The 16,638-nt window shown below is 37.9% G+C and carries 5 protein-coding genes, 1 tRNA gene, 3 rRNA genes and 3 pseudogenes; 7 read left to right on the forward strand and 5 right to left on the reverse strand.

The annotated features are described in order from the left end of the window. Positions 1-25: 25 nt before the first annotated feature. The 3 genes and pseudogenes from ETSB_RS04700 to pipX form a co-directional block, all read right to left on the reverse strand. Entirely contained in the window at positions 26-598 is a 573-nt protein-coding gene (locus tag ETSB_RS04700) for a cell division protein SepF (RefSeq protein WP_044106607.1), read from the reverse strand. A 473-nt stretch (positions 599-1,071) separates the two neighbouring features. Beyond that, the gene (locus tag ETSB_RS04705) at positions 1,072-1,728 is read right to left on the reverse strand and encodes a YggS family pyridoxal phosphate-dependent enzyme (protein WP_044106608.1); all 657 of its coding nucleotides are present in this window, start codon (positions 1,726-1,728) and stop codon (positions 1,072-1,074) included. A gap of 51 nt (positions 1,729-1,779) precedes the next feature. After that, a pseudogene (gene pipX, locus ETSB_RS04710) lies at positions 1,780-2,049 on the reverse strand (transcriptional coactivator PipX). A 534-nt stretch (positions 2,050-2,583) separates the two neighbouring features. Here pipX and ETSB_RS04715 point away from each other — a divergent pair. The 5 genes from ETSB_RS04715 (at position 2,584) to rrf (ending at position 9,934) form a co-directional block, all read left to right on the forward strand. Continuing rightward, positions 2,584-3,498, forward strand: coding sequence for a substrate-binding domain-containing protein (locus tag ETSB_RS04715; protein ID WP_171816405.1), 915 nt, complete (start codon positions 2,584-2,586; stop codon positions 3,496-3,498). A gap of 1,445 nt (positions 3,499-4,943) precedes the next feature. Beyond that, a 16S ribosomal RNA gene (locus ETSB_RS04720) occupies positions 4,944-6,430 on the forward strand. Between the two features lie 152 nt (positions 6,431-6,582). Continuing rightward, a tRNA-Ile gene (locus tag ETSB_RS04725) sits at positions 6,583-6,656 on the forward strand. Positions 6,657-6,874: 218 nt separating this feature from the next. After that, positions 6,875-9,747 (forward strand): 23S ribosomal RNA (locus tag ETSB_RS04730). A gap of 69 nt (positions 9,748-9,816) precedes the next feature. Beyond that, positions 9,817-9,934 (forward strand): 5S ribosomal RNA (gene rrf, locus ETSB_RS04735). Together the 16S, 23S and 5S rRNA genes with 1 tRNA gene alongside form the textbook arrangement of a ribosomal RNA operon. 181 nt (positions 9,935-10,115) lie before the next feature. Here the strand turns inward: rrf and ETSB_RS10300 are convergent. After that, positions 10,116-10,415: pseudogene (locus ETSB_RS10300) on the reverse strand (7,8-didemethyl-8-hydroxy-5-deazariboflavin synthase subunit CofG); the annotation flags it as partial. A 134-nt stretch (positions 10,416-10,549) separates the two neighbouring features. After that, positions 10,550-10,680: pseudogene (locus ETSB_RS09625) on the reverse strand (7,8-didemethyl-8-hydroxy-5-deazariboflavin synthase subunit CofG); the annotation flags it as partial. A gap of 1,487 nt (positions 10,681-12,167) precedes the next feature. Between ETSB_RS09625 and ETSB_RS04750 the strand changes: the two are divergent. Both ETSB_RS04750 and purM read left to right on the forward strand, forming a co-directional pair. Beyond that, positions 12,168-13,454 carry a glutamyl-tRNA reductase gene (locus ETSB_RS04750; protein ID WP_044107624.1) on the forward strand — a complete coding sequence of 429 codons (1,287 nt, stop codon included), beginning with the start codon at positions 12,168-12,170 and terminating at the stop codon, positions 13,452-13,454. A gap of 1,649 nt (positions 13,455-15,103) precedes the next feature. Then, positions 15,104-16,129 carry a phosphoribosylformylglycinamidine cyclo-ligase gene (gene purM, locus ETSB_RS04755; RefSeq protein WP_044106614.1) on the forward strand — a complete coding sequence of 342 codons (1,026 nt, stop codon included), beginning with the start codon at positions 15,104-15,106 and terminating at the stop codon, positions 16,127-16,129. The last annotated feature ends 509 nt before the right edge of the window (positions 16,130-16,638 follow it).

A 16,638-nucleotide genomic window follows, 5' to 3' on the forward strand; every position in this document is an offset into this window, starting at 1 on the left:
TCAACGTAACAGGAGCTTACATCTCTTATTGAACCATACGGCTGGAATCAGTTCCCCAACTAGGAGTAGGCGCTGAAGTGCGCGCAGAAGAGGGGTGAACTTCTGGTACATCATGAACCATCCCAGAAAGAGTACTGACCTTAATACAACTTGGTGTAAACAAGAAAATACTTTCACCTATTCTTTCTTGGTGTCCATCAATAGCATAAGTTCCACCTGCTACGAAATCTACAGCTCTTTGTGCTTCTTCGGGATCCATCACATTCAGATTAAGAACAACAGACTTACGCTCCCGTAAGATTTGAATAACTTGAGGCATTTCGTCAAATGAATGGGGTTCAACTACTACTACTTCGGCAATACTACTAGGAATCCCCGGCATTCCGATAACATTATTCCTATTTGTCCCCATCTGTGGATCCGAGGCTAAATTCAAATCACGATTGCGTGAAGATGGTTGAGCATAGTCTTTCCCTATAGAAGGAAGTTGCTGCTCTTCATCCATCTCCTTATAATCCTCTGAATCATAAGAATCGTATTCATCATATACAGGTTCATCAATACCCACAATTCTTTTTAGCTTCTCTGTCAAAGACATATTCAAAATTTCCGTTTTTTACAAAGGGGTAACCGACCAAATAAGGAAAATAAAGCTTAAATAACAGTATTGTGTTCTTTAGCTCAAAATAGGACCTAGAGCGCCACTTAGTTTATTTTAAAGACTTAAGTCCTACGACATTGTTAAAACCAGTTCCTTTGGGTCCCGATGGCTCTACCATTCAGTCGTTTTGGTTCAATAAGTATGTTCTTAGTCGTTTTAGTTCAATAATATGTTCCCCCGATATAGATTTTCGAAAAATATTATTTGACCAACTGTCTTAATATTTTAGGACATCTTTGACCAGCTGTCTTACATTCTAGAATATCAACTAACAAAGAGTTCTAACAAATGTAAAGAGTTTTTAAAATAGAAGGAATATGTTAGATTATGTAATTTTTTTCTTAGAATAAACACAAAAACACTTTTAACCAATTTTTTAAGATAATAGTGAAGGTAAACATCAAACACATTTAATCTTTCTCACCAAAGATAATTCTTCCTAAGCGAATCATGGTTGCTCCTGCTTGTATAGCTAGTAGATAGTCCCCAGACATTCCCATTGATAACTGATTGAGATCTAAGTTTGACTGTTTTTTAATTTTATGGGCTAAGTCTTTTACTTTTTTAAAAGTAGCTAAAATTTCTGCTTGAGATAAACCTAAAGGCAAAATTGTCATCAGACCTTTTATTTTCAAGCTTTTACAGGTTTTTAATTCTGATAAGCCCGCAAAAAGTTCTTCTTCTTCCCAGCCATATTTATTAGGATCGGATAAAATTTTGACTTGAAGACAGACTTTAGGAGATAGAGAAGACTCAGCGGCAAGTCGATTAAGACGCTGAACAATTTTAAGGTTGTCAGCCGAGTGAATCCAGTTAAAGTGCAAAACTGCTTTTTTTGCCTTATTTGCTTGTAAATGTCCGATAAAATGCCAACAAATATCTTTTAAGTCGTCGAGTTGTTCTTGTTTTGATATGGCTTCTTGAAGGTGACTTTCAGCAAAGTCTCGTATTCCTGATTCATAAGCTGCTCGTATTTGAGCAACAGACACCTGTTTAGTGACAGCTATTAAACGAACATGAGAGGGTAATTGTTGACGAATTTGATTAAGACGTTGAGCAATAGTCATTGACCCACAAAAATATTATAGTTTTGGCTTAAAGTTACATATACTAATTGATCAAGGAAATGTTCGTTGACAAATTATCTGAAGTTCTTGATAATCTTGAAAAGTTCCTAAACGACGTAAATTGCGCACACGAGTTTCTACCAATAGCCTAGCACCGGAACGACTTACTGGCTCAAAAAGCATGTCACTTGGCAAAATTTTTAACAAGAAAAATAACCGTTAAGCATACAAGGTTGTAAATAACTCTTCATTATTATCTAATAGACACACTCTATAAAGTAGTCCGAAGGTGGGATGGTTGAAATAAGTTTCGTTGCTCATTCAAGTTCCTAAAAAAGTTTCTCTTTTTGAGACAATAGAAGAATAACTAAAGCTGTTCGTGTATGTCAACTAGACCTTCTGTCTATATAATCCTGACGAATTGTATAGTTAATGATTGTAACTATACAACCTAAATTCGACCTTAAAAGTTCTAGATACGGCCACATCGTGCTAGATGACAGATTTTTATTTTTTAGCTCTTTTTTTGACTGTAGTTTAGATTGGTTTCAAAAAAGTTATGGTAAATAATGGTTAGATATTTTATTTTTTAAAGTTTTTAAACTTCCATAACTTAATTTTTATAAAAATTAAGTTATGGAAGTTATTAGCTATTAATATATTAAATGCAGTCTATAAAAGTTTTATTTTTTATACTAAAAAGATTTAAAGGTTTTTTATTAGTTATGAATTCTTAAGAAAGTTCTTTGTGTTTAACTTTCGTCGAGACAGAACTTAATTACTTAAGTACAATTGGTCAGAAGTTGTTATTAAAGATAGATTATGTCACAAAAAAATAAGGCCTTTGTGATCATTATGTTTTTTTTGATCACTCTCGGAATTTTAGGGGGAGTTTATTGGCGGTTTATTCAAAAAATTGGCGTTACTCGCCGAATTATTCTTTTTAGAATGACTATATTTTCTAAAAATAAAGCAATTACATCTGGTTCTCCTTTACCACCACCTCCTTTTCTTACCGATTCAGGAACTTTTTCTTTTCCGAAAAAAGTTCCTCCAGGAACTCTTATCAGAATTAGTAGCTCCATTGCTATGGTATTACTTAATCAAGCTCTAAAAAATAGTTTTGAACAACAATTCCCAGAAACTCAGGTAATTGTAAACACACAGGCATCGGATGAAAGTATTGACTTACTATTAAAAGGCAGTATTGATATCGCAGCGATATCTCGTCATCTTACTAGTCATGAAGAATCCCAAGGATTGACCGCTCTTCTTATTGATAAAAATGTGCTCGCCATGGTAATTGGGGCTCAAAATTATTTTCGTGATGAGTTAAAAGAAGCTCAGGTAGTTGATATTTTTCAAGGAAAAATCATAAATTGGTTAATTTCAAAACGATCTCCAGGAGCCACTCAAGTGATTAATCACCCTTCTGCCAGTAGTACACGTCATATCTTTGAACAACTAATCTTAAAGGGGAGGAATTGTAGTAACACTCCTAACATCACCACTACAACTCAAGAGACTACTACTTCTGTCTTACAGAATTTAGGCACTGATGGCATTAGTCATGAAACTTATCTTCAAATTAAAAATCCACAAGCAGTGCGAGCTGTTCCCACTGATTACCATACCCTTGAAGTCCCTAAATATCCTTATAGACGATCATTCTATTATGTTTACCGAAAACCTTCTTCAGAAGCAGTCAAAATATTTTTAGGTTATGTATTTTCTCCTATGGGAGAGAAAATTATCAGCGATATTCAATAAGGTCATAAATTAAGAGCAAAGTATCATATGATCATTTATATGACTTCTTTATAATTCATAATGGGATTTTTTTATAAACAGCAAAGGTCATGAAAAGTCTAATAAGGTTTATAGAAAATGGTGATTACTTCTTCCATAGTAATTGTTTTAGAAATTAAATCTGTTCAAGTGTATAACCAGTTAAAAATAAAGTCTATACTGAGCAGTATAGACTTTATTTTTATTCTTAACTAGGATAATTACAAACTAATTTGATTCTAGTATAAATTTACTGACAAAAATAGATATAAAGTTAGATATTTTTAAAATTATTTAGTTCTAATTACAAAGCTAGCTCTTATTTTAGCGAGTTTAACAAAGAGTTAAAATGAAAAAAGCAGTAGTTTTACTTATTTTCAAAGAAAATAAGTAAAACTACTTTTGTTGAAAGCAATCTTTATAGCTTACGACACTGAACTCTGAAAGAATTTGATTCATTAGTAGAAGGTTCATGTTGCCAGAAGATATTCCCTAATCCAGTAAGAGATTGTTATTTTATGGAGTCTATACCCTGAATAGTAATATTTACTGCGTGTTTCTTTTCGTCTATCGAAGAATAAATTGCAGAAATTATTTGAGCTAGGTTTCTTTTATAGTAATTAGCTTAATTAGGCATTATTTTTTTCTTTTAATAATGCCTAATTAAGCTAATTACTATAATTTATTTCCAAATAATTTTTGCCTAAACTTATAGATATTTTTAGACGTTAAAGTGTTTAAAAATATTTATTGATTTTTTGCCTTGATTAATTAATTATATGTATATTGTTGATCCCAAAAACTTTGTCTTAATTGAAGGTTAAAAAATCAGTCATTCTGACCTACTATTGTTCTTTTGTATCTATTAAAATATCAATTTTGACAATTACCATTTTAAATAATTTTCAGCTTCGTCGTATTTTTGCCCAGATATTACGAGAATAATAACCACGATTCCTTGCTTTGTTGAACGCAAATTCAACAAATGGAGTATCAAAACAGATATGATGTGACGACTATTTCTTGTTCGTGAAGGGAATTCGTGAAGGGAATTAAAGATAAACACTTATATATGTACAATGTCACAGATGTCTCTTGATTTTTTTTAAATCAATCTCGCCAAGACTACGTTATAGCTTGATTTAGGAAGAAAGAAAAAAATTTTTTTGAAAAAAGCTTGACATTTTTAAATCGACTGGTGTACATTGGTAAATGCGCAACTGAGAGCAACACTCTCCCCAGCGCACTGGACCTTGAAAAATCAATAATTTAGAAGCTAACAACTGTATAGTGCCCCTTGTTATTCAAGATAATTATACATCTCACTACTTTCCCTGTCTACTAGATAGAGAAAGCAGAGAGATAAAAGTAAAGAAAGCCGGAAAACTAACTAAGTTAGAAGATACCGGCTAAAAGTCAGATCAAACACTATGGAGAGTTTGATCCTGGCTCAGGATGAACGCTGGCGGTATGCCTAACACATGCAAGTCGAACGAGCTCTTCGGAGCTAGTGGCGGACGGGTGAGTAACGCGTGAGAATCTACCTCTTGGTTGGGGATAACATTTGGAAACGACTGCTAATACCCAATGTGCCGTAAGGTAAAAGATTTATTGCCAGGAGAAGAGCTCGCGTCTGATTAGCTAGTTGGTGGGGTAAGAGCTCACCAAGGCATCGATCAGTAGCTGGTCTGAGAGGATGAACAGCCACACTGGGACTGAGACACGGCCCAGACTCCTACGGGAGGCAGCAGTGGGGAATTTTCCGCAATGGGCGAAAGCCTGACGGAGCAATACCGCGTGAGGGAGGAAGGCTCTTGGGTTGTAAACCTCTTTTCTCAGGGAAGAAGATATGACGGTACCTGAGGAATAAGCATCGGCTAACTCCGTGCCAGCAGCCGCGGTAATACGGAGGATGCAAGCGTTATCCGGAATTATTGGGCGTAAAGCGTCCGCAGGTGGTCACTCAAGTCTGCTGTTAAATACTAGAGCTTAACTCTGGAAAGGCAGTGGAAACTGAGAAACTAGAGTCCGGTAGGGGTAGCGGGAATTCCCAGTGTAGCGGTGAAATGCGTAGATATTGGGAAGAACATCGGTGGCGAAAGCGCGCTACTGGGCCGGAACTGACACTCAGGGACGAAAGCTAGGGGAGCGAAAGGGATTAGATACCCCTGTAGTCCTAGCCGTAAACGATGGAAACTAGGTGTGGCTTGTATCGACCCAAGCCGTGCCGAAGCTAACGCGTTAAGTTTCCCGCCTGGGGAGTACGCACGCAAGTGTGAAACTCAAAGGAATTGACGGGGGCCCGCACAAGCGGTGGAGTATGTGGTTTAATTCGATGCAACGCGAAGAACCTTACCAGGGCTTGACATGTCGCGAACCTTAATGAAAGTTGAGGGTGCCTTCGGGAGCGCGAACACAGGTGGTGCATGGCTGTCGTCAGCTCGTGTCGTGAGATGTTGGGTTAAGTCCCGCAACGAGCGCAACCCTCGTTCTTAGTTGCCATCATTAAGTTGGGAACTCTAGGGAGACTGCCGGTGACAAACCGGAGGAAGGTGAGGACGACGTCAAGTCAGCATGCCCCTTACGCTCTGGGCGACACACGTACTACAATGGTTGGGACAAAGGGCAGCGACCCCGCGAGGGAAAGCGAATCTCATCAAACCCAGCCTCAGTTCAGATTGCAGGCTGCAACTCGCCTGCATGAAGGAGGAATCGCTAGTAATCGCAGGTCAGCATACTGCGGTGAATTCGTTCCCGGGCCTTGTACACACCGCCCGTCACACCATGGAAGCTGGTCACGCCCAAAGTAGTTACCCTAACCTTTTGGAGGGGGACTCCTAAGGCAGGGCTGGTGACTGGGGTGAAGTCGTAACAAGGTAGCCGTACCGGAAGGTGTGGCTGGATCACCTCCTTATAGGGAGACCTCAGTTCAAGGAATAAAGCAAAAGGTATAAAACGAAAGTCTAAAACCTAGATAAAATAATGCTTTTCCTTAGAACTAATCCCAAGGTCGTGCAAGGGAAACATATCTGAATTAGCTTCTAAATTATGATTGGTTCAGGATAAGGGCTATTAGCTCAGGTGGTTAGAGCGCACCCCTGATAAGGGTGAGGTCCCTGGTTCAAGTCCAGGATGGCCCACCTAACCTAATGTGTATTGAACAGAATAACACTCAAGTACCAGTTCAGCACCGAGTCTCGCTTGAACAAAGTGAGGCAGACTGCTGGGCAGTTAGAGCCTAGTAAAGCACCTTGAAAACTGCATAAAAACGAGAAAACGGTCATTACTTACGTTACTAGATTGAAGCGTAAGAGAATATTGACCAAATAGAAAAGTCTAAGTAATACCATATTAAAATGGTCAAGCTACAAAGGGCTAACGGTGGATACCTAGGCACACAGAGGCGATGAAGGACGTAGTTACCGACGAAACGCTCCGGGGAGCTGGAAACAAGCATTGAGCCGGAGGTCTCCGAATGGGGCAACCTTAAACACGACCATCTGAATACATAGGGTGGTGCGAGCCAACCGGGTGAACTGAAACATCTTAGTAACCCGAGGAAAAGAAAGCAAAAGCGATTCCCCCAGTAGCGGCGAGCGAACAGGGACCAGCCTAAACCATCAGCTTCGGCTGATGGGGTTGTGGGACAGCAATGTGGACTGTAGCGGTTAGACGAAGCAGCTGAATACTGCACCAAAGAAGGTGAAAGTCCTGTAGTTGAAAACTTAAGCAGCCTAGCTGAATCCCGAGTAGTACGGGGCACGAGAAATCCCGTATGAATCTGCGAAGACCACTTCGTAAGGCTAAATACTCCTGTGTGACCGATAGTGAAATAGTACCGCGAGGGAAAGGTGAAAAGAACCCCAGTAAGGGGAGTGAAATAGAACATGAAACCGTTAGCCTACAAGCAATGGGAGGACGATTTAACGTCTGACCGTGTGCCTGTTGAAGAATGAGCCGGCGACTTACAGGTTGTGGCAGGTTAAGGGAAAATACCTGAAGCCAAAGCGAAAGCGAGTCCAAATAAGGCGCTAGTCACAATTTGTAGACCCGAACCCGGGTGATCTAACCATGGCCAGGATGAAGCTTGGGTAACACTAAGTGGAGGTCCGAACCGACTGATGTTGAAAAATCAGCGGATGAGCTGTGGTTAGGGGTGAAATGCCAATCGAACCCGGAGCTAGCTGGTTCTCCCCGAAATGCGTTTAGGCGCAGCGGTTGTGTACCATAGCGGGGGGTAAAGCACTATTTCGCTGCGGGCTGCGAAAGCGGTACTAAAGCGAGATAAACTCAGAATACCCGTTATGCATCAACCAGTGAGACGGTGGGGGATAAGCTTCATCGTCGAAAGGGAAACAGCCCAGACCACCAGCTAAGGTCCCCAAATGAATGCTAAGTGATAAAGGAGGTGGGAGTGCATAAACAACCAGGAGGTTTGCCTAGAAGCAGCAATCCTTAAAAGAGTGCGTAATAGCTCACTGGTCAAGCGCTCCTGCACCGAAAATGAACGGGGCTAAGTATTCTACCGAAGCTGTGGACAGGAAACTGTGGTAGGGGAGCGTTCTATGTAGGGTGAAGCACTAGCGGCAAGCAGGTGTGGACAGCATAGAAGTGAGAATGTCGGCTTGAGTAGCGAAAATATATGTGAGAATCATATACCCCGAAACCCTAAGGGTTCCTCCGGAAGGCTCGTCCGCGGAGGGTTAGTCAGGACCTAAGGCGAGGCTGAAAAGCGTAGTCGATGGACAACGGGTTAACATTCCCGTACTGATTAGAGATTGTGGCGGGGGACGGAGAAGGCTAGGTCAGCCGGATAATGGTTACCGGTATAAGTATACGAGGTGTTGAGGGATGGAGAAAACATCCTGAGCTGAGTTGCGAGTTCGACTCTCTACGGAGAGGAAGTGACTGATGTCAAGCTTCCCAGAAAAGCCCGGACCACGTTAATTTCTAATTACCTGTACCCGAAACCGACACAGGTAGGGAGGTTGAGAATACTAAGGGGCGCGAGATAACTCTCTCTAAGGAACTCGGCAAAATAACCCCGTAACTTCGGAAGAAGGGGTGCCACCGAGAGGTGGTCGCAGTGAAGAGGCCCAGGCGACTGTTTACCAAAAACACAGGTCTCCGCCAAGTCGTAAGACGCAGTATGGGGGCTGACGCCTGCCCAGTGCCGGAAGGTTAAGGAAGTTGGTTAGGGTAACCGAAGCTAGCGACTGAAGCCCCGGTGAACGGCGGCCGTAACTATAACGGTCCTAAGGTAGCGAAATTCCTTGTCGGGTAAGTTCCGACCCGCACGAAAGGCGTAACGATCTGGGCACTGTCTCGGAGAGAGGCTCGGCGAAATAGGATTGTCTGTGAAGATACGGACTACCTGCACTTGGACAGAAAGACCCTATGAAGCTTTACTGTAGCCTGGAATTGGATTCGGGCTTTTCTTGCGCAGAATAGGTGGGAGGCTTTGAAGTCTGGCTCGTGGGTCAGATGGAGCCAACAGTGAGATACCACTCTAGAAAAGCTAGAATTCTAACTTTAACCCGTTAACCGGGGAAAGAACAGTTTCAGGTGGGCAGTTTGACTGGGGCGGTCGCCTCCTAAAAGATAACGGAGGCGCGCAAAGGTTCCCTCAGGCTGGTTGGAAATCAGCCGTAGAGTGCAAAGGCATAAGGGAGCTTGACTGCGAGACCTACAAGTCAAGCAGAGACGAAAGTCGGCCTTAGTGATCCGACGGTACCGCGTGGAAGGGCCGTCGCTCAACGGATAAAAGTTACTCTAGGGATAACAGGCTGATCTCCCCCAAGAGTTCACATCGACGGGGAGGTTTGGCACCTCGATGTCGGCTCATCGCAACCTGGGGCGGAAGTACGTCCCAAGGGTTGGGCTGTTCGCCCATTAAAGCGGTACGTGAGCTGGGTTCAGAACGTCGTGAGACAGTTCGGTCCATATCCGGTGTAGGCGTAAGAGCATTGAGAGGAGCCTTCCTTAGTACGAGAGGACCGGGAAGGACACACCGCTGGTGTACCTGTTATCGTGCCAACGGTAAACGCAGGGTAGCCAAGTGTGGAGCGGATAACCGCTGAAAGCATCTAAGTGGGAAGCCCACCTCAAGATGAGTGCTCTCACAGGGTTAACCTGGTAAGATCACGGGCAGACTACCCGTTTATAGGTGCTAGGTGGACATCCAGTAATGAATGAAGCCGAGGCATACTAACAGATCGAGGGCTTGACCTTTTATGTTGTCTTAAACTTTTCTTTTCTCGTTTTTTGCAGTCTTGAAGGTGCTTTTTAGCCATTTGACTTCCTGGTGTCTCTAGCGCCGTGGACCCACTGCGATTCCATCCCGAACTCGCTTGTGAAACGCGGCAGCGGCCAAGATACTTGTGGGGTAGCCCACCGGGACAATAGCTCGATGCCAGGATTTGTTTTTTAACAATAGCTTGCTTTCCTTGATGGGAGCAAGCTATTTGTTTTATATTTAAAATTATAAGTTTATAACCTCAATAATGTTGTTCATTTTCTAAACAATCAAGTAAAAAAGAAGGAAAGAAGGGTCTTGGCTATTATTCCTAGTAGTAGTTGAGGAGGATTAACAAAGTTTTCCTCTGTAAGCGTAATTGAGGAACTTTACTAGGGACGTAATGATGAACAGTTTCTAATAATTTAAGAGTAATTTGTTCTGAAATTAACCTTATCGATACATTTACATATTTGAGGGTTTCCATCTCAGTAAAACTTAATGGTCCGACATTAGTATGGGGTAAAAATCCTAGAGATAAAGCTAATTGACACAGCTTATAAATTCTCTGTAACCAAAATTGTCTTTGTGGAGACTGGGGATGAATTTCTCCGCTAAGAATGAGTATTTCACAAACATTTTTTCCTTGAAAAGATTGTAAAATTTGCCAGCCATGCTTTGGGAATACTTAACCACGAAAGAGGTTAAAAAAGCTTATTCATGTCCAAGACTATGAGGTTGTAAGATAACTTCTTGAATATGACCCCATTTTCGATTTCGATGAATTCGGGTTATCGCTCCTAATGTTTTCCAGCAATCGTCAGATATTGACCAGGAGCAACTCGAAAATTGCAATAGGCACAAAGGTTAAAACATTCATGGGTAACAACAAGAGTATAAGAGGGACTGTAGGTGATAGGATGGGGCATGAGAAGGTTCTTGATCTATTTTATTGCTAGGCTTTTAGTTTACAAGTTAATTGAGAATTAAGATTAATAGCTTTGAATTTACAGACATTACTATAAAAGTTAATGATCGTTATAGTTGATGAACAAAGAGAAATTAAGATCAAAAGATAAAATATCATTTATATTAAAGAGCTCTAATAAAAGGATTAAATCACTTATAACGAACAAAAAAGAGAGAAGTTGAATTGACTATTGGAGCAATTCGTAAAAAGCAAATTTTTTTTGCAGATATGCAAAAACAGCAATTAGAAATAAATAAAGACGATTATCTTTTGTTACAAATTACTTAGTACAAACAAATAGTTTAGTTATAAGAAAGTTTATAAAAAAGATAATAGAAATAACAGTTAAATACTGAACTCAGGTTGGCAAATAAAATGCTAAATTTAGAAGAACCTATTATTATCTATTGTCGGAAGTGAGGTAATAATAGGTTAGTTTTTTTAAAAAATATTTAAGATATGTATATTTATATTCTATATTCTGGATTTTTTTATGCTATAAAGCAACTTTTATAAAATTTTATCGTAATTACGTTGACTAAAGTTTTAGTAAGGTTGCTATCTAGAAATCATTATTTTAAATTTTTTATTATAAATCTATTTAAGTTTACTTACCTATCATAGATCTGCTTTTTCACTGTTTTTTATGAATTTTTATCTTAACTTATGTTAATCAACAATACAAAATATAGCACAATCTCTGAGGAGCAAAATCTCAATAATATTCTCTACTATGAGAGACTTTTAACTGAGGTTTATAGACCGCTAAGGAAAACTGATTCAGCAGTTGAAAGAAAGAAATCTGTGGAAATTACACTAGGCTTAAAAATTATCGAAGTTGTCGAACAAGCGGTAATTGCTTCATATAAATGGATAAAGAAAGGCGAAAACCATTGCTGATTATGTGGCTGTTGCAGCAATGTACGAAGGCATGAACATTATATGTGTGGTCATATCTTTATCGGAGAAAAGGAACGAAATAAAGCTCCCAGATAGAGCATGGGAGAAAAAATTGGAATCTGTACTCAAAAAAATAAGGAGTCAGGACTCACAGTTTAGTTATCTCTAGCCAATCTAAGACAGCTCGTTTTATAGATACGATACTCATTTAACAAACCTAAATCCATTAATCTTCACTAAATCGCCTCAGTTAAAATTGAAATGTGAGAAGTAATAGATTGTAATGGTAAACAGTTTTTAATTCTATCGCTTAGGAGTAGTATCCGTATAGGAGTCAGCAATAGTAAGGTTTTTGAGTATAAATTTTGGGAGCTCCCGATTCCCAAGCTTCTAGTTTCTGTTTTAAATTTTATAAGGTTTGTTTCAATAAATATTAGCTATAGTGGCTACTTAGATATAAATTATCCAAATCAAAGAGAGTAGAACTTAAATTCTTGAATTTTTCATTGCTTAACAGTGCAAGATCGAATGCTTGTAGGAGAACACATGAATATTGCCGTTGTGGGTTTAAGCCATAAAACAGCCCCTGTCGAAATCCGCGAAAAGTTGAGTATTCAAGAAGCTAAACTCGAAGAGTCCATTGTCCATTTAAGAAGCTATCTCCACATCGACGAAGTAGCGATTATTAGCACTTGCAATCGTTTAGAAATTTATGCAGTGGTTACTAATACCGAAAAAGGGGTAGTAGAAATTAACCAATTTCTATCTGAAGTGGGTCATTTATCGTTAAATTCTCTACGACGATACCTATTCATTTTGCTCCATCAGGATGCAGTACGTCATCTGCTACGAGTCTCTGCGGGTCTAGAAAGTTTAATCTTAGGAGAAGGACAAATCTTAGCCCAAGTGAAAACTACCCACAAATTAGCCAAAAAATACAAAGGTATTGGGCGATTGCTTGATCGTCTCTTTAAGCAAGCCATAATTGCTGGCAAAAGGGTTCGCAGTGAAACCAATATCGGAACTGGTGCTGTTTCTATTAGTTCTGCCGCCGTAGAATTAGCACAAACTAAAGCCAAAGATTTTGCCAATCGTCGAGTAACAATTATTGGCGCAGGAAAAATGGCTCGTTTATTGGTGAAGCATCTTTTGGCTAAAGGAGCAACAGATATTACTGTTGTGAACCGTTCCCAACGACGTGCCCAAGATTTAGCTAATAAATTTTCTCAAGCACCTCTTACCTTAAAGCCTCTTAATGAGACGATGCAAGTAGTGGCTGCTTCCCATATTGTTTTTACGAGTACAGGAGCCACAGAACCAATTTTATGTAGAAAAAATCTTACCGAGGCATTAGATCCTAATCATTTTTTAATGTTGTTAGATATCTCAGTTCCTCGTAATGTAGCTGCTGATGTCCAAGACATGGATATTATTGAATCCTACAATGTGGATGATTTAAAAGCAGTAGTGGCTCAAAATCATGAAAGCCGTCGTCAGATGGCGCAAGAAGCTGAAAGACCCCTTGAAGAAGAAATAAAAGCTTTTGAGTTGTGGTTGCGTTCTTTAGAGACAGTTCCTACCATCAATTCTCTACGAACCAAAGTAGAAAGTATTCGAGAACAAGAATTAGAAAAAGCTCTATCTCGTTTGGGAACTGAATTTACTGAGAAACACCAAGAAGTAATTGAAGCTTTAACACGAGGAATCGTTAATAAAATTCTCCATGAACCAATGGTACAATTGCGAGCTCAACAGGATATTGAAGCTCGAAAACGTTGTCTTCAGTCTCTGCAGATGCTATTTGATCTAGAAATAGAAGAACAGTTTAGTTAGAGATTAGAATTGAGTGATTTTTAGGAGAGACGTTTACTGAAAACGTCTCTGTTTTATTTTACCCTAAATATTTTTTATATTTTATAATCCGGATTATTTTAGAGTAGCTTTTTCAAAACCTATATTGTAGCTCTAAAAAACTTTCAACTCACTGATTTTCGTCCCTTAGATTATAACAAAAGAAAAATTTTAGAAGCTTAAGAAAAATATAATTTAGCAAAATAATAAAATCAAACTTAGTTATTAAGTGACGACTTAACAGAGATTAAATCCTGATTCATCATTTTTTCTGTCGATGAATAATTATGCAAACTGTCGATACAATAAATCTAATTTTAATAAATAATCAATTTTATCCCATTACTGAGAATCTAATTTAATTAGCTCTATCTTTTTTTAAAAAAATAATGGTTTATATTTACTGAACTTAAATAAATTTATGTTCTTCTAAGACTTTATAAAAATTCTGAAACCAAAAACGACTAGCTAATTAAACTTCTTTTATTTATATATAAGACAATTATTTTTTTAAAACCTTGTTCTATTTTAAGCTTATTTATTTATATAGATAACTGCATCAAATAAAAGCTTATAAAATTGCTCAAATAATATTTTGACATAAATAAAATTTTGCCCAAAGAGGTTATCACAAAAAATATAAATTAAAACACAACAAATTACACTCTAATTGCTTAAATATAGAAATATAAAATAATTTGTTATTATTTGTTCAGAAAAACGTTGTAGAAGGAGACTACACCGTTGAAAAAATTTAATAAGTTTTTATAGTTATTGCCTAATGAATAGTGAATTAGATAATCCCTTTAATCAATGCCACTGCACAATAGAACAAAATCGATATTTCTCGAGATTAGCTCATATCTTTAATAGTCCGTTTTGGACGGGCATGGGGTCTCTCCTCATTTTAGGAATTAATAAAGACAAGACAAGCTAGGCTACAATTAGATAGTTAACAATATGGATGTTAATTGACAATATTTTAGAAAATAAAGTCTAGTATAAGATTAACTAGTGAATTACTATTAACAGTGTTGTTTTAAATTACATTTAAACTTTAAAATCACAATAATAACTTCTTGGCAAAGCAATAGTACCTTGATAGATAAGTAAGTAACCTATTTTATAACGTTCATATACCAATTAGAGAAAATTACAATAAAAAGGTATTTTGTATGCTGTCGTCTGTAATTTTTTTCTAGAATATTTTTTATGAATCACAGTAATATAAATACTCTAATTAAAATTAATTAGAGTCTATCAGTCAGTATTTAATATATATTTTTAATCATACAAATTTTGACCAATATATTGATAATATAGACAATATATTGTTACTAGTGCAGCTTTTTAGGAAGAGAACATTTTTAGATTCAGTAGGATGTAATTTATTTTTTAATAAAAGTTCTTAAACAACTTTAAAACCTTTAAAGATATTTAAAAAAATATTTATCTGCATTATTATAAATAATTTTTTGAAACTATGATAGGATAAACCATTTATCACCCCTTTTCTGAACTTGAACAAATTATCGCAATCTAGCCAACTCTTTTGGAGCCAAAATAAAAAATAAACAAAAGTGGATAAATACAGTTTAAAATATAGCTCGGGAAACCGTTACAAGATATCTATGGATTATCGAGAAGCAGGGGTAGACATACAAATAGGACGATCCTTCGTTGAAAAAATTCGCCAGGGAGTCGAAAGCACCTATCGTAAGGAAGTATTAGGGAGCCTTGGTGGGTTTGGGGGATACTTCGAGTTACCTCAAAACTATCGAAATCCTGTTTTAGTTTCGGGAACTGACGGTGTAGGAACTAAACTAAAAATAGCCCAAACACTGAACCAACACCGTACCATTGGTATTGACTTAGTAGCCATGTGTGTTAATGATGTCTTAACCTGTGGTGCCGAACCTTTATTTTTTCTAGACTATTTAGCTACGGGGAAATTAAATCTACAACAACTTAGCGATGTCGTTGAGGGAATTGTTGAAGGGTGTCGTTTGAGTGATTGTACTTTATTAGGGGGAGAAACCGCGGAAATGCCAGGTTTTTACCAGGTTGGGCAATATGATGTAGCGGGGTTTTGTGTGGGAATTGTAGAAAAAAATAAGATTCTTGATGGTTCTAAAGTTAAAATTGGGGATATTGCCATCGGACTTGCCAGTAGTGGCGTACACAGTAATGGCTTTAGTCTGATTCGCAAAATAGTAGAGATCAATGGACTTGATTGGAGCGATGGACGTGAAATATTTGACGGAAAAACCCTAGGAGAGGTTCTCTTAACCCCCACCCGACTCTATGTGAAACCAATTCTTGAAGCATTAAACTCAGGAATAGAGATTCAAGCTATGGCACATATTACAGGGGGAGGACTACCAGAAAACCTACCTCGTTGTTTAAATAAAGGGCAATCCGTCGTTATCAACCCACAAAGTTGGGATGTCTTACCAATTTTTCGTTGGATAGCTCAATCTGTCCAAATTTCCCAGCCAAGTCTATTCTCAACGTTTAATATGGGAATCGGGTTTGTCGTGATTGTACCATCCCAACAAACTACATTAACCCTAAATTTTTTTGAACGCCAAGGAATTCCATCCTATCAGATCGGTCAAGTTGTAGAAGGAACTGGAGAAATTATTATTAACAGCTAATGTCAAGTCAACTATGACTTAATCAAGTTTGATATTTTAAGCTTTTATTATTCAATTTTTTGTGGTATCAATAGATAATAAATTATTAAATATATTTCTTGATCCCAGGGTTAAAACAACTTAGTAGGTAGTACGCTCACAACTTTTTAGCAAAATTAACGGAATTCTATTAGCATGAAAACACTGGTTTTCTTCAGCTTGTCTTTTGAATAACTAGTAGAAAGATTTACTTTAAGGACAATTTAGAGTACAGTAAAAAGCCATTCATTATAGTTGATAGTAGGTATTTTTAGTAAATTAGTAAAATCGAATTATTTTTTTGTCTAAACTACGTTAGATTTAGAGATATTTTATAAATTTTAAGCTTTTGCTAAGTTTTTACCTTAATTAATATAACTAGAATAAAGACTTAAATTTGTAATCATGATCTAATAATCAAACAACTGTTTAAAAAATAAGATTTTTTAAACAAAGCTATAGCTGAAAGTTATCAATCTAACTGACTACAT

Origin of the sequence: cyanobacterium endosymbiont of Epithemia turgida isolate EtSB Lake Yunoko, from assembly GCF_000829235.1 — a bacterium.
Taxonomy (GTDB): Bacteria; Cyanobacteriota; Cyanobacteriia; order Cyanobacteriales; family Microcystaceae; genus Rippkaea.